An 18,429-nucleotide genomic window follows, 5' to 3' on the forward strand; every position below is an offset into this window, starting at 1 on the left:
AATTTATTTCAATTCCTTTTCTGCTGCCTCGATACGGGCAAATTCTTCTTCCGGTGTCCCGGCCACCAGATGATGGCGGCTATACAGCAGAAAATAGAGAATCAGTGCAACGTAAATGGCAGCTGCCATTAACCAGACTTTTGGATCGACCAGAAAGCCTGCCACCACGGCAATCGCAGCAAGTACCAGCGCAATGGACGCAGTCACAATACCGCCCGGTGCCTGATAAGGACGTACCAGATTCGGCCGGGACAATTTCAGTTTGATATAAGACATCATCATCAAAACATAGGAAATGGTGGCACCAAAGACCGCCATCAGAATCAGCAGATCACCTTCACCTGAAAGGGACAGCAGGAAGCCAATAATCCCCGGAATAATGATGGCCAAATAAGGTGCATGATTGCTGTTGGTTAAGGACAATTTTTTCGGTAAATAACCGGCACGTGAGAGCGCAAAAATTTGACGGGAATAGGCATAGATAATCGAGAAGAAACTGGCAATCAGACCAGCGAGACCGACAAAATTCACGAAACTTGCCATCCAGGTATTGGCACCATAGACCGCCACCAAGGCATCCACCAGCGGTGCACCGGAATTTTTCAGCGTATCTGCACCTGCTGCGCCAGGACCGAGTAACAAAATACTTAGCGCAAAGAATGCCAGAATCAGCATGGAACCAATCAGGCCACGCGGCAAGGATTTAGCTGGCTCTTTGGCCTCCTCTGCTGCCAGCGGGACACCTTCAACTGCCAGAAAAAACCAGATCGCATAAGGCACTGCTGCCTAGATGCCCAGATAGCCCAATGGCAGGAAACTGCTTGCACCCGCCGCTTCCGTACTGACCGCAATATCAAACAGGTTTGCACTATTAAAATGAGGCAACATGCCAAAGATAAACACCATCAAGGCAACCGCAGCAATTGCGGTAATCACAAACATGATCTTGAGTGCTTCACCTGCACCTTTCAGATGCAAGCCCATAAAAACCAGATAGCTCACCAGATAAATGATCCAGCCGCCAATACCAAACAAGGCTTCGCAATAGGCACCAATGAAACAGGCAATTGCTGCCGGAGCAATGGCATATTCAATCAGGATGGCACTCCCGGTCAGATAGCCGCCAAAGGGACCAAAAGCAGTACGAGCAAAACTGTAACCCCCACCTGCAGTCGGCAGCATGGTCGACATTTCGGACATGGCCAGACACATACACAGATACATGAATGCCACCACAATGGTCGCAATAAACATGCCTCCCCACCCCCCCTGTGCCAAACCAAAATTCCAGCCAGCGAAGTCACCGGAAATCACATACGCGACCCCCAGACCGACGAGAAGCAGCCAACCTACGGCGCCTTTCTTGAGCTGGCGCAAGGCAAAATAATCTTCTTGTACTGCTGTTTCAGTCACACTGGTATCAATCACACTTTTTGACTCTGACATAGCAACCTCGTTGTTTTTATCGTTGTTCCCTGAAGATATGCATAAGCCATACCGGTTCCGCAGGCTTTAGTGAAGACAGTTGAGACGCTGCCTTTCAGCGATGAAATGCGTTATAATTATCCACCTTCTCATTTATACACCCGAGTTATATGGCGTATCGTCAACAAAGTGTATCGCTTGATCTTGATACTGACGTCACACATCAATGTACGCTGCACTACAGCCGTGATCAGCATCTGATTGGAATTATTGAATTTAGCAAGCCAAGCTTCCTGCTTCGCTGGCAGGATCTGGAATATTTCCGTCGTCGTACCGAAGAATTTTCCGTGATGCCTTTTCCGGACTGTGTGAATGCGATGATTATCGATATTCGAGATGTGACAGCATGGCTGGATAATGAAGTGCCGATTATTCCATGGCGTTTACTGGAAGAAGACTGTCCAGTGCGCCTGGTGGTGCCTGCAGACCGTATTGAGCACTATGCCGGATTTTTTGAACCGACCTGGCTCAGTCCCGATGTCGAAACCGCCATTCAGGAAATCCGTGAATCAATGGATATGTTTGTGCATTAAGCTTGAATCGAAAAAACCTCCGCAATGGGCAATGCTGTTTACTTAAGCATTTGAATCATTTTGGAATTCATTAGAGAATCCGATGTCAGGTTTGGCATCGGATTTTTTTATGGTATTTCAGCAGGATATTTTAGATCTTAACAATCTGTTTAAGCTCTCGAATCTGAGTACTTTTATTCACAATATCCCCGTTGAGTGGGTCAAGTCCACACTCAGGTTGAGCAGTCCCGCGACTATTCGCAGGCGGTGCTTGCCTGCGGATCAGGTACTTTGGCTGGTTCTTGGAATGGCGATTTTCCGTGATGTCCTCATCCATGAAGCAGCAAGAAGACTCAATATTTGCACTCAGTGGTTAGCCTCTTATGACTTGCTGACGCGCATTAGTCTAACCAATACACGTAAACATCTTGGTGCAGATTCTGTGGAGTGGCTATTTCACCAGACCGATCAGCACTGGGGACAAGAGCATTATCCGGCTGGGCTGTCGGAACTTAGACAGGGATAGGTAGTTTGTTTTAGAGAGGCCTACAAGGCTTCGGAGAGTCAAAATGTTAAAAAACCGTTATCCCTTAGATCACAATGCCGCTCCTGTTAAAGGAACCGCATTGCCTTCAAGCAGGGGGTTTTGCTCATAAATCCTTCAACCTTACCAGTAATTCTCGACCGCAATATTTCCTTCACCACGACGGTTCATGGTCAGGCCACGAGCTTTTAAGGCTTCTTTGGTATCATCGACCATATCCGGGTTACCACAAAGCATGACATGCGTCGTTTCCGGATTAAACGCGATACCTGCTGCCTTTTCCAGCTCACCATTGGCAATCAAAATCGGTAAACGGTCGTGTAAAGGTGCATCGGGTTCACGGGTAATAATCGGGATAAATTTAAAACCAGTATGTCCTTCGCCAAAGGTTTCAGCGATTTCCTGAATCCGGTCTACATAAGCGAGTTCTGCCCGGGTGCGTACACTATAAACCAGATTAATTTTTTCGTATTTGCTCCAGGTTTCAAAGTCTTGCAACATGCAAATAAACGGTGCCAGCCCCGTACCGGTACCCAGTAACCATAGATCTTTAGGCAAAGGCAATTGATAACGTGCCAGAGTCAGATAACCATAAGGAATTTTTTCCAGATGCAGCTCATCCCCGACTTTGAGGTGCTGTAAATTGGAGGTAAATTTACCTTCTGGAACGACAATCGAGAAAAACTCCAGAGTTTCATCAAAAGGAGAGGACACTACCGAATAGGCACGAACCACCAGTTCATCCCCCACTTGCAAACCAATACGCGCAAACTGCCCTGCGGTAAACTTAAAATGTGCCGGGCGTGTCATCGTAAAACTAAATAATGTATTGGTCCAACGGTGTACAGATAAAACTTTTTCTCGGGTAAATTTTTCAATTGACATGATTTCAACGTGGCATGAAAGACTGTGCTCATGGTAGCATGGCAACATAATTTATTAATATTTTTTAAATGTTAAGGCTCTACTCATGCGCATGACTTTACGCCAATTGGCTGTTTTTGTAGCAGTGGCACAAGAGGGTACCGTAACGAAGGCTAGCGATGCCGTCAAGCTTACACAAAGTGCGGCTAGTATGGCTTTAGCAGATCTGGAAGATGGTCTGGGTGCTCCACTATTTGACCGTCTAGGCAAACGTTTACAGCTGAATGACCTGGGGCGCTTTCTTCTCCCTCAAGCCCTGGAAATTTTAGGTCGTTGTGAATCTTTTGAACAAGTCGCTAAAGGTGAGCTTCAAAGTATCGATTTACGTTTAGGTGCAACCCTGACGATTTCAGATTACCTGATTCCTGACCTAATGGCCGATTTCTTGAAAATCAAGCCGCAAGCACATTTACAGCTTCAAGTCGGTAATACCCGTCAAATGATTGAAGCGGTGAATCAGTTCCAGCTGGATCTTGCCTTAATTGAAGGTTCATGTCATTTGCCACAGCTCCAATGTATCCATTGGCGTGATGATGAGCTGGCCGTGTGCTGTGCGCCAGACCATCCCCTTGCGCAATTGAACCGTGAACTAACCGCTGAAGATTTCAAATCTGTTGAATGGATTCTGCGTGAAGAAGGTTCAGGTACCCGTGAGGTGTTTGACAATGCCATCTTGAAAGATGTGCCAGATGCCAATATCCGTCTGACACTCGGTCATAATGAAGCAATTTTGAAAATTGTAGCGGGCGGAATCGGCATGTCCTGTATTTCCAAACTTGCGATTGAGCCTTTACGTGAAAAAGGTCAATTGGTAATTCTGGATACACCATTCTGGTCGCTGACTCGTCCTCTGTTCATGCTGGTACATCGCCAGAAATATCAGGGTCCAGGTCTGAGAGCCTTTATGAATTTTTGTGAAAGCTAAAATATTAAAAGCACCGTAAGGTGCTTTTTTTATGATTCATCAAAACTGACTTTCACAGGGTATCCCATCTCCGTCACCATCCATTTTAGTATTGGGACAGTTACGAATAAAAAATAATGCTTCCTCATAAGAACCCATCTGACTACAGTGTTCTCGACCATCGCATTTAAATTGAGACATAGATGGCGAAACCGTTTCTGAAGTTTTCGAATTAATGGGGTTATTTTGGCTTCTTAACTCAGTGCCGCGATTTTCGAGGTTCTTCCTACCTTGCTCAGATAATCCTTGCATAGCTAGATCACCTTGCGCTGCTCGCTGCTCAGCGACAATTCTTTGCTGCTCTACTATCAGTCCTTCAAGCTTTTGCTGTTTTTGAACTTGGTAGCTTTGGTATTTGTTATAAATAAGAACAGCAAGAATCACAATAATCACCAGTCCTGATATTGTGATTATTTTTGATGTAGTTGATAATTTTTTCTTTTCATAACGTGGAGAGGCTTTGGTTTCAATATCTTCATGTAGATCATTATTTTGTGCAACAGGCACTTCTTGCTTAATATCCAAGCGAACAATATGGTCCGCCTTAAACTTTCCATTATCTTCCACAATTAAAAACTTTAATTTTTCCCCAATTCTTGGCGGAACATTTTTATTGGGAAAGTCTTTGACATGAAAAAATAAATCTTTAGATTGCCCTTCGATCTGAATAAAACCAAAACCACGATCTTCGTTATAGGTTTTGATTTTCCCCTCTTGAAACATAATTCGCTCTTATCTCTAATATTTTTTATGATTGTAATCAAAAAGAGACTGAAAAGCTTTTGTCAAATTCTCTAAAGCAGAAACAAAAAACTAGAAGTTTTTTTATGACAGAAGAATAGATCCCAAGTTAAAATTAAAAAATTAAAATTTCCTTTTTATTTATACTTCGCCAAAAATCATAAAGCCAACAGCTGATACCAATGCTAGCCAAAGGGTCGGACTAAAGAAAAGTGAATTACGTACCGGAACAGGCACTGTAGGTGTCAAGGATTGCAAGGCGACGACTTCTGGCACAAATTCATCCTGCACTTTAATATCCAGACGTACTATGTTGTCTAATGCCATGCTGCCTTGTTGGGGAATGATTCTAAATTTAAGCCGCTCTCCAATTTGTGGCTCAATTTCAGGCGAAGGTAAATCCTGTAACTTGAAACTTAACTCTTGAGCTTCCCCTACCAACTCCAAAGTACCCATACCACGTTCGGAATCGTAAGTTTTAATTTTTCCATCCGTAAACATGACATTTCTCTCTATAGAATTCATTTAATTTGTATTCTAAGCCAAAGGAAATGTTCAGCAGTGTTGCTGTTTGGTGGATTTTTTATGTGTTGTCTGTCTCTTTGAATATATAAGCGGTGATGCTATAAAAAAAGAGGCTTGAAAGCCTCTTTTAGAATGTAACCAAACACGATTAAGTATGAAGATTATCTATTAACCACGGAAGTTGTTTAACAATGCCGATGTAATTGATTTATTGTGTGTTGCCACTTTGGTTTTTTTAGCTTTCTTTGAGTTGTCTTCGACACGTTCAATCTTAATCGCTTTGTACTTATCGCCATTTTCAACAACATTAAATTTCACACGTTCATTGCGTTTTGGCTCGCCTTCTGCCACAGGGAAGTCTGAAATATGGAAGAATACATCTCCCTCAGCACAGCCAATAAAACCGAAACCTTTGGCAGGGTCATACTGTTTGATTTTGCCCTGATACAATTCATCTTTCATGCTATTGTCCTATCCTGAAAATGCCCTGTCTACATTATATAAAAAAGAGGCTGTAGTAGCACTGCTGTCCCATAGTTTGCTTTAAATAAAAAAACCTGAGTCCTAACAGTTAAAATATGAGTGCAAACAAACACTTTAACGACTAGGATTCAGGTTTTGTCACATCAGAATACCGTATTTCATGAGCTAATTAAACCTGTTGTGCGACAGGATTTTGAACAACTTGCTAAAGTACACCATGTTGGACAGAAATTTAGAGCGGCTTCCCGGTGGGATCAGTTTATTGCCATATTGATGTCTCAATTCTCTTGTAGGCAAAGTCTGAGAGATATTCAATCCAATTTGGAGTGCCAACAGGAAAAGCTAAGTCATCTCGGAGCAAAGTCTATTCCCCGAAGCACGCTGGCACGAATCAATGAGCAGCAGCCTGCTGCCTTGTATCAACAGCTATTTTACAAGTTGCTTAAATACTATGAACACTCAAAAGTAGCTCATAAATTTCGCTTTAAGAATCCCTTGTATTCCTTGGATGCCAGTCATATTGACCTGTCGCTTTCCTTATGTGAATGGGCCAAAGTTCACAACTCAAAAGCCAGCATGAAACTCAGCATAGGATTGAATCACAGCAATGATATTCCTGAGTTTGTTGCAGTTGAAAATGGCAAAGAAAATGACATGGTACAAGGCCGTAAATTCCAGTTTCCTGCTGGCAGCATTGTAGTTTTTGATAAAGGCTATGTCGATTACCAATGGTATGCAAATCTGACTGCTCAAAACATTGGATTTGTCACACGTTTTAGGCCTAAATCTGTGTATCAGGTGATCCAGCAACATCCAGTGCTTGAATCCAAAGGTATTCTAAAAGATGAAACCATTCAGCTGAATAGCGCACATGCCCTAAAAAGAAAAGCCCCAGTGTTAAGAAGAATTGAATATAGAGATCAGCAAAGTGGCAAGCACTTTAGCTTTCTCAGCAATAACTTTCATTTAGCCGCCTCCACCATTGCGGCGATTTATAAAGATCGTTGGAAAGTTGAGCTGTTCTTTAAGGCGATTAAGCAGAATCTCAAATTAAAAGCGTTTCTAGGCCGCAGCAGGAACGCAATTCAGACACAAATCTGGATTGCGATGATCGCCTATTTATTGGTGAGTTTCGCTCAACATTTAGGAAAAACAGGTTGGACAGTTCAACGTTTACTCAGAATAATTCAAGTGAATTTGTTTGAAAGAAGAACTTTAAAAGCTTTATTTTCACCCGATAAAATACCCATAAAACAAGAGGAAGCTCAAATGAGCTTCCTCTTGTGAAAAATTGTGGGACAGCAATGGCTGTAGTAGCCCCTTTTTTCATCATATTCAAAAATTAGTCTTTTTGAACTGAACCAAAGATTTTATCGCCAGCATCGCCAAGACCTGGAACGATATAACCATTTTCATTTAAGCCATTATCGATAGAAGCAGTAAAAATCACAACATCCGGATGCGTAGCTTCTACACGCTTAATGCCTTCTGGAGCAGCAACCAGAACCATCACACGAATGTCTTTACAGCCGCTGGCTTTCAGTACATCAATTGCAGCCACTAAAGAAGAACCTGTGGCCAACATTGGATCAATGATCATCGCGATACGGTTTTGTACGTCTGGAACCAGTTTTTTATAATAGGTACGTGCTTCCAGAGTTTCTTCATCACGCTCTAAACCGAGTACCGATACTTTTGCACTTGGAATCAGGTTCAGGAAACCGTCGAGCATGCCAATACCGGCACGTAGAATTGGCACAACCGTGATTTTTTTACCCGCAATACGGTCAACTGTAACAGCACCATTCCAGCCATCAATATCATGTTCAACCATTGGCAGGTCTTTAGTTGCTTCATAAGTTAGAAGCATGGTCACTTCTTGAGCTAACTCACGGAAATTCTTGGTACTGATATCTGCACGACGGAGTAAACCAAGCTTATGTCGAATGAGTGGATGACGGATTTCATGGATTGCCACGGGAGAACACCTAAAAGGTTAAAGATAAATTTCCGCTATTATAAAGGCTTTTATTGATTTGTATAAATAAAAAAGCCCCCAATCATGGAGGCTTTTTTGTAATAACGTCAATCTTTGCAGATATTAGTTAAAACCACTTTGAACCAAAGTGAAAATGAACTGTTGCAATTCAGGTGACATGGCAAAGAATGCATATTTAGACACTGCAATCACCGGATCTGGGTAGACACCGATCACAAGTACCGCAAGCGCAGCAAGAAGTACCATGATACCACCGACTTTTTGACCCCAATGATTCACCGCATCTAGACGTGGTGTTTCAGGTGGTGTCATGTAAAGCACAACCATCACACGTAGGTAGTAGTACAAACCGATACCAGAACCCAAGATAACCATCGCAGTCAGGAACCAGGCTTCGCCTGCAACCGCAGTTTTAATTACCAGGAACTTACCGATAAAGCCGGCAGTTAAAGGAATACCTGCAAGAGACAGCATCATCACTGTCAATACAGCAGTTAATACTGGACGGCGCCAGAACAAACCACGGTATTCAGCCAGACTACCCGCTTCATCCGTATTGTTATACGGACTAGACATTAGCGTAACAACACCGAACGCACCGATCGTCGTTAATACATAGGTAATCACATAAACGTTTACACTTTCAAAAGTTGCAAAACCTTGAACTTGTAAGAAATCCGTATTACGTGAACTTACGATGGCAACCAGCAAATAACCAAAGTGTGCAATTGAAGAGTATGCCAAGATACGTTTCAAGTTCACCTGGCGAACCGCCAGCAAGTTACCAGCAAGGATAGACAGAACCGCAATAATCGAAATGATCGTTACGAAGCTGTCCGCCAGGATTAAACCTGAAGACAATGCATAACGAACAAACAGACCGATCATGGCTACTTTCGCAACAGTCGCAAGGAAAGTTGCGATTGGCGCTGGGGCACCCGCGTATACGTCTGGTGTCCATTTGTGGAATGGTGCCAGCGATAATTTAAATGCTACTGCAAATACAATTAATGCCAGACCAATCACGACAGCCGGTTGACTGAATACAGTAAACAGTTTACCCGGTTCCGCAACGAAACTTAAAGTACCTGTATATGCATAAATATATGCCATACCCATGAGCAGCATTGCAGACGCAGTTGCTGAAAGCACCAGATATTTCACACCCGCTTCAAGCGATTGAGAACGTTGATGTGTATATGCCAACAAGCCATATACAGGAATCGACATCAACTCAAGGCTGATAAAGAATGATGCATAGTGTGAGCTAGCCACCATTAGCATGGCACCCGCAACGGATGTCAGCATCAGGATATACAGCTCTTCACGGTTATCTTTATAGGTTTCGATATACGCGTGAGATAGCGTTGCACATGCAAGTGCAGCAATCAAAATCACAAACTGGTACAGCATCGTAAATGGATCTACGATGAACAGATTCATCACGTTGGCAGGTGCAAACACGCCCGCCAACAAAACGAAAATGATATAGAACGCAGCAAGGTTTAAGCCAATCACCGTGGTGGTAGCCACCAGGTTATGGTTACGCTTGATTGCGGTCAGCAACATCACGACGATCGCAGTTAACGACACGATCATCACAGGTGCTAGAGGCATAAGCTCAGAAAAAGACATTGTGAAGTTCATGGCTTATTGGATCTCCACATTTTCAAGTTGAGTCGTTACTTGATCAGCAACTTCAACCACTTCTTGAACTGGAATGTAGCTATTCGCTAACCACGCCATACTTGAGTTAGAAACGTCAAGGAAGCTTTGTGGATATAGACCAAGCCAAAGTAGACCAAACGCACAGATCAACAATAATGCGATTTCACGTGCATTTAGATCTTTTAACGGATTTGTATAGTGCTGCTGTTGCGCTTCATTTGGTACACCAAACAAGGCTTTGTGAATCAGGATCAAACCGTATAAACCCGCAAATACCAAGCTGATTGCCGCAAGAATGGTAAACGCCGGGAATTTCGCATAAGCACCCATCAGGATCAGGAACTCACCAATGAAGTTACCTAGACCTGGAATACCCACCAACGCCGCAACGAAGAACATCAGGAAGAATGCAAGATACGGGAACTGACCACGCATACCGCCCATCAAACGCATATCACGCGTATGCACACGCTCATATACCTGACCACACATAATGAACAGCGCAGCAGATGAAATACCATGTGCCAACATCATGATCATCAGACCTTGGAAGGTCAGGATGTTACCTGCGTAGATCGCAAGTAAAACGAAGCCCATGTGTGAAATAGAGGTATAAGCCAACAGGCGTTTCATGTCGGTTTGTTGGAAAGCACACCAAGCACCGTAGAAAATACCGATTAAACCAAGAATGATTGCGAAGTCTGCAAACTGTGCAGACGCTGCCGGGAAGAACGGAATCACGAAACGTAATAAACCGTACGCTGCAGTCTTAATCAAGATACCTGCAAGATCGACAGAGCCCGCTGTTGGTGCTTGTGCATGTGCATCTGGTAACCAGCCGTGTAATGGGAAAACTGGAAGTTTTACCGCAAAACCGATGAATAAACAGATCATGAATGCATAAGCCACCGCTGGCGCCTGAGCATCAAGCGTATTCGCCACACCTAATAGATAGTTGTAGTCGAAACGGATTTCGCCAGTCATGGTATAGCCCACAGTCACCAGACCAAGGATACCAATCAGCATCACCAAACCGGCAACCTGCGTGTAAATGAAGAACTTGTTAGCTGCATAAACACGTGACTTGCCTTCTGCCCCTTTATGACCCCAAAGGGCAATCAGGAAGTAGATCGGTACCAGCATCATCTCCCAGAAGAAGAAGAACAGGAACAGGTCAATCGCAAGGAAGACACCGATGACACCACCCAACGACCATAAAAGGTTCAAGTGGAAGAAACCAACGTTCTTTTGAATCTCGCCCCATGAACAGCCTACTGCCAGCACACCCAGGAGTGCAGTCAAGCCAACCATAAGAAGTGATAAACCATCCACTGCAAGGTGAATGTTAATGCCGAGGGTTTGAATCCAAGGCAATTTGAATTCGGCAGCCCACGAAGGTGTAGCACCGCCTAATTCATAGTTATAAGTACCAGTCTGCCAAAGGACGATGGTCAAGACCAAGGTCACCAGCATACCGATCAGCGCGATATAACGCGGCAAGTGTTGGTCGAGTTTATCGACCAACCAGCATATGAAACCTGCAATGAACGGAATGAGGATCAGAGCCGGCAAAATAATATTGTTTGGAGCTTCCATTTTATTTCCCCACGACCTGAATCACGATCAAGATCATCAGTAGGACAACGACACCGAGCCCCATACTAGATGCATATTCACGCAGTGAACCGGTTTGACGTGAACTTGTAAAGCTGTGACCACCTTTAACAAGTGCAGGAAGTACCAGCCATAGGCCATCAATTGGATCACGACCAAAGATCTTCGCGAACATTAAATATGGCTTCACGAAAATGATGTCATACAGCGTATCGAAACCTAATGCATTACGGCAGATATTGACCAAGCCAGCACCCACAGAAGTGGCTGCAAAACGTTTGACTGCATTGTAAGCAAAAGCGAACAACACAACACCCACTGCAAGACCTGTTAACGCAACAGCGATTGCGATGTATTCAGCACCATGTGCACCCGCTTCAAGCGCTTCAGGAATAATGAAGGCTGGAATTTGTGCAGCATCCAGAATACTCATCACTGGTGCTTTCAGAACGATCGCCAGACCTGTTGAAAGTACAGCAAGAATCGCCAGTGGCGCCCAGTAAGTTGCACCTTTGATTTCATGATAAGGCGTGTTTTCTTTGCCGAAGAATACAACCCAGATTAAGCGGAATGTATAAATAGACGTTAAGAATGCACCTGCAACACCCACCCAGTACAGCGTGTTATATACCGGTAAACCAGCAATATGACTTTGCGTCCAGACTGCAGCAAGAATCGCATCTTTTGAGAAGAAACCAATGGTCAGGAATGGAATCGCTGCCAATGCACCGCCACCAATCGCGAAACATGCAAACAGGAATTTGTTCTTGTAGAACAGACCACCCATCTTGAAGATGTTTTGTTCGTGATGGTAAGCCAGAATCACCGCACCTGACGACAAGAACAAGAGTGCCTTGAAGAATGCGTGAGTTAGCATATGGAACAGACCAGCCTGATACGCTTCAGCACCCACCGCCATAAACATATAACCCAGCTGACTCATGGTTGAGTAAGCCAGAATACGTTTGATATCGGTTTGAACCAGTGCAGCAAAACCAGCAACCAGTAAGGTCACCGCACCTGTGATCGAAATAAATACCATCACTTCTGGCGCAAGTTCAAAGACTGCGAACAGACGGCAGCACAGGTAAACACCCGCTGTTACCATCGTTGCAGCATGGATCAATGCAGAAACAGGTGTCGGACCTGCCATCGCATCGGCTAACCATGTTTGTAACGGGATCTGTGCAGATTTACCCGCCGCACCCAAGAACAATAACAATGCTGTCCAGATGGTCAGAGATGAACTTTGTGTCATTACAGTCGCTGCATTTTCAACGATGTACTGAATGTTCAAGGTACCGAATTGCTGGAAGATCAGGAACATGGCAATCAGCAAGAATACATCACCGATACGGGTCACGGTAAATGCCTTGATTGCCGCCAGACCATTTGCAGGGTTCTGGTAGTAATAACCGATCAACAGGTATGAACACAGACCTACGCCTTCCCAACCTAGGAATAACAACGCCAGGTTATCGCCCAATACCAGCAACAACATGCTAGCAACGAACAGGTTGAAGTAAGAGAAGAAACGTGCGAAGTCTTCTTCACCACGCATGTACCATGATGCAAAGATGTGAATCAAGAAACCCACACCTGTCACCATGCCCAGCATCAGTAAAGATAAACCATCCAGTTGCAAGCTGATGCCCGGAGCAAAACCACCAACACTGAACCAGGTCCAAAGGTGTTGTACTACTGCAGTTGAACCATTGTTAACAAAGTCCATACCCGCAATCAGTGCGAACAGTGCAGATAAACCGACTGCACCCACACCAATGATCGCTGCAACAGATTCCGGAAGCTTGTTACGCCCCGCCGCCAACAGGACAAAACCAATGAGCGGAAATAAAATTGTTAGATATAAATAACTCATCCGCGCATCTCACTAGCAGCATCCACATCCAGGTGATGGAAGCGATGATAGAACTGAAGGACGATCGCAAGACCAATACAAGCCTCTGCCGCAGCAAGCGTCAGGATCAGGATAAACATGATCTGACCATCTGGCTGTGCCCATGCACTGCCCGCCAGGACGAACGCTAAAGCAGCAGCGTTCATCATGATTTCAAGGCTCATTAAAATAAATAGTAGGTTGCGTCGCACCATTACACCGTAAAAACCCAGTGCAAAGAGAATAGATGCAACGATCAAACCATGCTCTAAAGGGATGTTGCCCATTATTCTTTTTCCTCTTCTGCATCTGGTTCACGTTTACCCAAATGGAATGCAGCTACCAAGGCAGCAAGCAATAACATCGCGGCAACTTCAACCAACAACAAGTATTGCGTAAAGAGTGCTTGACCCACTGCTTTCGGGCCCACCATTTCTGTACCCATTACCAGTGAAGCTTGTGTGTAATCAGAGTTTAATACCCATACCAGCACCAAACCGATCAGGAAGCTCATCAACGCCGGATAAGCCCAAGCCGATGAGGTCAACCATTTGCGTTCTTGTTCAACGGTCTGCTCACCCAGGTTCAGCATCATCACCACGAACACGAACAACACCATGATCGCGCCCGCATAAACGATCACTTCCAGCGCACCAGCGAATGGCGCACCGACGATCAGGAACATGCCTGCGACTGCAAGCAATGACACGATCAGGCTTAATAAAGCATGTACCGGATTCGCGTTAGTCACCACGCGAACCGTAGAGACAATGGCCACGAGGGCCATTAAATAAAATGGCCACATCATGGTAATAGACTCCGTACATCAACAGGTGCACTTTCACGCTGTGCTTGACCTTTGTCCTTGCCTGCAACTGCCATACCGGTTACACGGTAGAAGTTATAGTCAGGATATTTACCGGGACCAGAAATCAGCAGGTGTTCTTTTTCATAGACCAAGTCCTGACGAACATATTCGCCAAGCTCGAAGTCCGGGGTCATCTGAATCGCAGTGGTTGGACACGCTTCTTCACACATACCGCAGAAAATACAGCGTGAGAAGTTGATACGGAAAAATTCCGGATACCAGCGACCATCTTCACGTTCTGCTTTTTGTAGTGAAATACAGCCTACCGGACAGGCAACCGCACACAGGTTACATGCCACACAGCGTTCTTCGCCATCAGGGTCGCGTGTCAATACGATACGACCACGGAAGCGTGGTGGCACGATTTCTTCGGCCGGCACTTCCGGATATAAAATGGTGTCACGTTTACGTGTTGCGTGGCTGAACACCATCCACAACGAACGAACGATTGACCCGAATCCAGCTAGAAATTTAAACATTTTGTTCTCCCTGCTGTCTTAGGCCTGATTCATCAGAATCACAGCACCAGTTACCAAAAGGTTAACCAACGCCAATGGCAAGCAAATTTTCCAACCAAAGTTCATCACCTGGTCATAACGTGGACGCATTAATGAACCACGCGCCAGTACAAACATCATTACAAAGAATGCTGTTTTGATAATGAACCAGAATGCTGCTGGAAGGAACGGAATATCAAGGTTGAATGGCGCAAGCCAGCCACCGAAGAATAAAGTCACGATCAATGCAGAGATCAGTACCACGTTGACGTATTCCGCAACGAAGAACATCCCCCACTTCATACCGCCGTATTCGACATGGTAACCTTCTGCCAATTCTTGTTCTGCTTCTGGTTGGTCAAATGGGTGACGATGCGTTACCGCAACACCCGCAACCACAAAGATCAGGAAGCCAAGGAACTGAGGAATCACAAACCATACATCTTTTTGCGCTTCAACGATTTCACGCATGTTGAATGAACCGGCAATTGCCACCACACCCATCAATGAGATACCCAAGAACACTTCATAAGAAATGGTCTGAGCCGCAGAACGTAAACCGCCCAGTAAGGCATATTTGTTGTTTGATGACCAGCCACCGAACAGGACTGCATAAACTGCAATACCGGCCATTGCCATAAAGAACAACAGGCCGATGTTCATGTCTGCTACACCTAAATAAGGTGATACAGGAATAACCATGAACGACAGCACTGCAGTTGCCATCGCAACTGCAGGCGCCATACGGAACGTCAATTTGTCAGCAAACTTAGGTGTCCAGTCTTCCTTGAACATGATTTTCAGCATGTCGGCAACAATCTGGAACATACCGCCCGGACCAACACGGTTCGGACCGTAGCGGTCTTGCCACAAGCCGAGTAAACGACGTTCAATAAAAGACATCAACGCAGCGATCAGTACTACAACCAGCAAGATCACAATCGCTTGAATGACTGAATAGGCAATTGGCCAGTTTTCAGCCCACAGCGGCGTTTGACGGATTAATTCTTGTTCCATGAATTACACTCCTACCGCGACTGAAACAGGCTCTGCAAGAGATACCGTCGGTACCAGACCGATTGGGTAGCCAATATAACCTGTCGGTAAATATTCAATCACTTGAACTGGAAGAACGATTGACGTCTCACCTGCTTTCACCGTGATTGTCTGACCATCTTGAACATTCAGGCGCGCTGCATCCTGCTCACCCACTGCAAATACCGCTTCAGGAATACGTGTTTCCATCGCTGGTGTTTTTACCGTGAATTCACCTGAACCAAAGATATGGTGCATTGGTACCAGACGGAAGCTTTCAGCATTGACCAGAACAGGTGCCGGTGCAACGAATGTACGTGCCGGACGTTTTGCCAAACGGTCGAATAAACGAACGCCTGAATCACCACCTTTCAGTGAACCACCCACAGTTTCCTGGAACTTGTTCCAGGCTTGTGGCGAGTTCCAGCCTGCAGACCATGCAAATGGAACCAGTGGAGATGGGGTCTGGTCTCCGACATAACCTTCCATCGAGAACGTTAATGCAGAGTCTTGATCTGTAGGCTGTTTCGGCTCATGTACAGACAATGGCGAACGCATTGAAGTACGACCTGAGTAACGACGTGGTTCACGTGCCACTTTCAAGCCATGAACACGGAAGCCCGCATCAGGTGCGACATCCAGGATGCCTTCAAGCGCAGGAACGTTCTTCGCCACTGACTCGATTACGTCATCCAGTAAAGTCCAAGAAATCGCTTTGCCTTTTACGCCTGTTTCCAGAGCGTGTAACCAGCGCCAAGATTCTTTGATCGCCAATTCAGGATTGTAGTAGCTTGGGTCATACACTTGGTAGAAACGTTGTGCACGGCCTTCTTGCGATACAACCGTACCATCACCTTCCGCAAAGCTTGCGGCAGAAAGTACGATGTCGGCTTTTTTCACTGTTTCAGTTTCAGAATGATCCAGTACGATCACATCTTTACCTGCAAGTGCAGCATCAACCTGTGCAGCAGGAAGACGACGGTAAAGGTCGTTTTCAACCACAATCACAGTATCGTAATCTTGTGCAAATGCTTGCTCTAGGCTTTGACCACCCAAGATTGCCATACCCATCGAGTTCACTTCAGGAACCGTCAAGGTCAGACCTGCATTACCCAGATTCTGTGCAACTTGTGCAGCAGCTTCCATGATGGCAGGATCTTGCAAGCTTGTACCCGAGATAATCAGTGGTTTCTTCGCAGCTTTTAAAGTGTCCGCAATGGTTTGTGCAAATGCTTTGGCATCGTCATCTAAACCAAGAATCGTTTCACCCGCAACTGCTGCAGCAACTGCAAAACCTAAACGCGCGATGTCGTTTGGAGAAGCAACCACTTCGCCTTCAGCAACATCAGACAAACGGGTTTGTGTCGCAGCCAGGATGTAAATCGGAGATTTTGCATCTTGGGCAATACGTTGTACCGGCTCAGCTAACCATTCTTGCGTACGGCGCTCTGCCGCCATCTCTTTGCCTTTATTTTTCGCAGCCTGGCGAACAGATAAAGCCATACGTGGCGCAGTTTGTGTGAGGTCTTCACCCAAAATTAACACAGCATCGTAGCTTTCAATTTCACGCATGTTCGGGTTGTAAACACCCTCGGTTTGCATGATAGAAGCTGCCAACTCAACCAGATTCTTTTCTTTTTGAGATAGACCTGTTGAGAAGTTCTCTTGACCCACCAACTCACGAAGTGCGAAGTTTGATTCAAGTGATGCACGCGGTGAACCAATACCCAATACTTTTTTGCCCTGGATATTTGCAATGACCGTGTCTAGTGCTGCATCCACTGAAACAGTTTCAACAGTTGCACCTTGACGGAATTGTGGTTGACGCGGACGGTCCTCACGGTTCACATAACCTGTACCGAAACGGCCTTTGTCGCATAGGAAGTACTGGTTGACTTCACCGTTATAACGGTTTTCTACGCGGCGAAGTTCGCCATAACGCTCACCCGGAGAGATGTTACAACCTGAAGAACAGCCTTGGCATACGCTTGGCGCATACTGCATGTCCCATTTACGGTTGTAGCGAGCCGAATGAGTTTTGTCGGTGAATACACCTGTTGGACATACTTCAGTCAGGTTGCCCGAGAATTCAGACTCTAAAGTACCTGATTCAGGACGACCGAAGTACACACGTGATGCATTGGCATACACGCCGAAGTCCGTACCACCTGCGTAGTCTTTGTAATAACGCACACAACGGTAACACGCGATACAACGGTTCATTTCGTGAGAAATGAATGAGCCAAGCTCCTGGTTGTAATGGGTACGCTTCGTGAAACGGTAGCGACGACGGTCATGCTGCGTCATTACAGTCATATCTTGTAAATGACAGTGACCCCCTTCTTCACAGACTGGACAGTCGTGCGGATGGTTGGTCATCAAGAATTCAACAATCGAAGCACGGAAATCTTTGGCTTCTTTGTCTTCAATCGAGATGTAGGTATTGTCAGATGCTGGCGTCATACATGACATGACCAAACGGCCACGCGTATCTTCTGGATTCGCGTACTGGGTCACGGCACATTGACGGCAAGAACCGACAGAACCTAAGGATGGATGCCAACAAAAGTATGGGATATCAATGCCAAGACTCAAACATGCTTGTAGCAAGTTTTCCGAGCCGTTGACTTCATACGATTTGCCATCGACATGAATTGTAGCCATAGTCGAATT

General features: G+C 45.2%; 16 protein-coding genes and 2 pseudogenes. 4 read left to right on the top strand and 14 right to left on the bottom strand.

Annotated features, from left to right (window positions below):
• Nucleotides 1-3 precede the first annotated feature (3 nt).
• Nucleotides 4-1,446 (bottom strand): annotated as a pseudogene (eat, locus tag F891_RS11800) (ethanolamine permease).
• 149 nt (nt 1,447-1,595) lie between these two features.
• Between eat and F891_RS11805 the strand changes: the two are divergent.
• Complete coding sequence (locus F891_RS11805) at nt 1,596-2,018, top strand: hypothetical protein (protein WP_004280758.1); 423 nt, start codon at nt 1,596-1,598, stop codon at nt 2,016-2,018.
• Nucleotides 2,019-2,127: 109 nt separating this feature from the next.
• Nucleotides 2,128-2,490: pseudogene (locus F891_RS11810) on the top strand (transposase domain-containing protein); the annotation flags it as partial.
• A gap of 174 nt (nt 2,491-2,664) precedes the next feature.
• On the opposite strand, the gene F891_RS11815 reads toward F891_RS11810, so the two are convergent.
• Nucleotides 2,665-3,426: a ferredoxin--NADP reductase gene (locus F891_RS11815; RefSeq protein ID WP_004280760.1), complete on the bottom strand. Its 762-nt coding sequence runs from the start codon at nt 3,424-3,426 to the stop codon at nt 2,665-2,667.
• 85 nt (nt 3,427-3,511) lie between these two features.
• Between F891_RS11815 and gigC the strand changes: the two genes are divergently transcribed.
• A complete protein-coding gene (gene gigC / locus F891_RS11820) occupies nt 3,512-4,390 on the top strand; it encodes a LysR family transcriptional regulator GigC (protein ID WP_004280761.1) in 879 nt (292 codons plus the stop codon).
• A gap of 39 nt (nt 4,391-4,429) precedes the next feature.
• Here the strand turns inward: gigC and F891_RS11825 are convergent, their stop codons facing one another.
• The 3 genes from F891_RS11825 to F891_RS11835 all read right to left on the bottom strand — a co-directional run bounded on the left by F891_RS11825 (nt 4,430) and on the right by F891_RS11835 (nt 6,157).
• Complete coding sequence (locus F891_RS11825) at nt 4,430-5,152, bottom strand: cold shock domain-containing protein (protein ID WP_004280762.1); 723 nt, start codon at nt 5,150-5,152, stop codon at nt 4,430-4,432.
• Between the two features lie 159 nt (nt 5,153-5,311).
• Nucleotides 5,312-5,671 carry a hypothetical protein gene (locus F891_RS11830; RefSeq protein WP_005263597.1) on the bottom strand — a complete coding sequence of 120 codons (360 nt, stop codon included), beginning with the start codon at nt 5,669-5,671 and terminating at the stop codon, nt 5,312-5,314.
• A gap of 192 nt (nt 5,672-5,863) precedes the next feature.
• Entirely contained in the window at nt 5,864-6,157 is a 294-nt protein-coding gene (locus tag F891_RS11835; RefSeq protein ID WP_004280764.1) for a cold shock domain-containing protein, read from the bottom strand.
• A gap of 156 nt (nt 6,158-6,313) precedes the next feature.
• Here F891_RS11835 and F891_RS11840 point away from each other — a divergent pair, with 156 nt between their 5' ends.
• Nucleotides 6,314-7,465 carry an IS4-like element ISAbe18 family transposase gene (locus tag F891_RS11840; protein WP_005261588.1) on the top strand — a complete coding sequence of 384 codons (1,152 nt, stop codon included), beginning with the start codon at nt 6,314-6,316 and terminating at the stop codon, nt 7,463-7,465.
• 55 nt (nt 7,466-7,520) lie between these two features.
• Here F891_RS11840 and upp read toward each other — a convergent pair whose 3' ends face one another.
• The 9 genes from upp to nuoG form a co-directional block, all read right to left on the bottom strand.
• Nucleotides 7,521-8,156 (bottom strand): uracil phosphoribosyltransferase, encoded by a 636-nt coding sequence (gene upp / locus F891_RS11845; protein WP_004280765.1) that lies wholly within the window; start codon nt 8,154-8,156, stop codon nt 7,521-7,523.
• A 123-nt stretch (nt 8,157-8,279) separates the two neighbouring features.
• Nucleotides 8,280-9,824: an NADH-quinone oxidoreductase subunit NuoN gene (gene nuoN, locus F891_RS11850; protein WP_004645875.1), complete on the bottom strand. Its 1,545-nt coding sequence runs from the start codon at nt 9,822-9,824 to the stop codon at nt 8,280-8,282.
• Between the two features lie 3 nt (nt 9,825-9,827).
• A complete protein-coding gene (gene nuoM, locus F891_RS11855) occupies nt 9,828-11,441 on the bottom strand; it encodes an NADH-quinone oxidoreductase subunit M (RefSeq protein ID WP_004280767.1) in 1,614 nt (537 codons plus the stop codon).
• Nucleotide 11,442: 1 nt separating this feature from the next.
• Nucleotides 11,443-13,338 carry an NADH-quinone oxidoreductase subunit L gene (gene nuoL / locus F891_RS11860; RefSeq protein WP_004280768.1) on the bottom strand — a complete coding sequence of 632 codons (1,896 nt, stop codon included), beginning with the start codon at nt 13,336-13,338 and terminating at the stop codon, nt 11,443-11,445.
• Nucleotides 13,335-13,643, bottom strand: a complete 309-nt coding sequence (gene nuoK / locus F891_RS11865; RefSeq protein WP_004280769.1) for an NADH-quinone oxidoreductase subunit NuoK — start codon at nt 13,641-13,643, stop codon at nt 13,335-13,337. Before nuoK ends, nuoL begins: the two co-directional genes overlap by 4 nt.
• Nucleotides 13,643-14,161, bottom strand: coding sequence for an NADH-quinone oxidoreductase subunit J (gene nuoJ / locus F891_RS11870; RefSeq protein WP_171054322.1), 519 nt, complete (start codon nt 14,159-14,161; stop codon nt 13,643-13,645). The genes nuoK and nuoJ overlap by 1 nt, the downstream gene beginning before the upstream one ends.
• Nucleotides 14,161-14,703: an NADH-quinone oxidoreductase subunit NuoI gene (gene nuoI / locus F891_RS11875; protein WP_004280771.1), complete on the bottom strand. Its 543-nt coding sequence runs from the start codon at nt 14,701-14,703 to the stop codon at nt 14,161-14,163. The genes nuoJ and nuoI overlap by 1 nt, the downstream gene beginning before the upstream one ends.
• Before the next feature lie 18 nt (nt 14,704-14,721).
• On the bottom strand, nt 14,722-15,738 hold the full coding sequence (gene nuoH, locus F891_RS11880) for an NADH-quinone oxidoreductase subunit NuoH (protein WP_004280772.1): 1,017 nt from the start codon (nt 15,736-15,738) through the stop codon (nt 14,722-14,724).
• Nucleotides 15,739-15,741: 3 nt separating this feature from the next.
• On the bottom strand, nt 15,742-18,420 hold the full coding sequence (nuoG, locus tag F891_RS11885) for an NADH-quinone oxidoreductase subunit NuoG (protein ID WP_004280773.1): 2,679 nt from the start codon (nt 18,418-18,420) through the stop codon (nt 15,742-15,744).
• Nucleotides 18,421-18,429 lie beyond the last annotated feature (9 nt).

The sequence above is a fragment of the Acinetobacter sp. CIP 101966 genome, from assembly GCF_000369725.1.
Lineage (GTDB): Bacteria > Pseudomonadota > Gammaproteobacteria > Pseudomonadales > Moraxellaceae > Acinetobacter > Acinetobacter lwoffii_Q.

Excerpts from the sequence above, each read along its gene's own strand:
- F891_RS11815 (WP_004280760.1), bottom strand. The coding sequence starts at position 3,426 with ATGTCAATTGAAAAATTTACCCGAGAAAAAGTTTTATCTGTACACCGT.
- nuoL (WP_004280768.1), bottom strand. The coding sequence starts at position 13,338 with ATGAGTTATTTATATCTAACAATTTTATTTCCGCTCATTGGTTTTGTC.
- gigC (WP_004280761.1), top strand. The coding sequence starts at position 3,512 with ATGCGCATGACTTTACGCCAATTGGCTGTTTTTGTAGCAGTGGCACAA.
- F891_RS11825 (WP_004280762.1), bottom strand. The coding sequence starts at position 5,152 with ATGTTTCAAGAGGGGAAAATCAAAACCTATAACGAAGATCGTGGTTTT.
- nuoN (WP_004645875.1), bottom strand. The coding sequence starts at position 9,824 with ATGAACTTCACAATGTCTTTTTCTGAGCTTATGCCTCTAGCACCTGTG.
- nuoJ (WP_171054322.1), bottom strand. The coding sequence starts at position 14,161 with ATGTGGCCATTTTATTTAATGGCCCTCGTGGCCATTGTCTCTACGGTT.
- nuoG (WP_004280773.1), bottom strand. The coding sequence starts at position 18,420 with ATGGCTACAATTCATGTCGATGGCAAATCGTATGAAGTCAACGGCTCG.
- F891_RS11835 (WP_004280764.1), bottom strand. The coding sequence starts at position 6,157 with ATGAAAGATGAATTGTATCAGGGCAAAATCAAACAGTATGACCCTGCC.
- nuoH (WP_004280772.1), bottom strand. The coding sequence starts at position 15,738 with ATGGAACAAGAATTAATCCGTCAAACGCCGCTGTGGGCTGAAAACTGG.
- F891_RS11805 (WP_004280758.1), top strand. The coding sequence starts at position 1,596 with ATGGCGTATCGTCAACAAAGTGTATCGCTTGATCTTGATACTGACGTC.
- F891_RS11830 (WP_005263597.1), bottom strand. The coding sequence starts at position 5,671 with ATGTTTACGGATGGAAAAATTAAAACTTACGATTCCGAACGTGGTATG.
- nuoK (WP_004280769.1), bottom strand. The coding sequence starts at position 13,643 with ATGGGCAACATCCCTTTAGAGCATGGTTTGATCGTTGCATCTATTCTC.
- nuoM (WP_004280767.1), bottom strand. The coding sequence starts at position 11,441 with ATGGAAGCTCCAAACAATATTATTTTGCCGGCTCTGATCCTCATTCCG.
- nuoI (WP_004280771.1), bottom strand. The coding sequence starts at position 14,703 with ATGTTTAAATTTCTAGCTGGATTCGGGTCAATCGTTCGTTCGTTGTGG.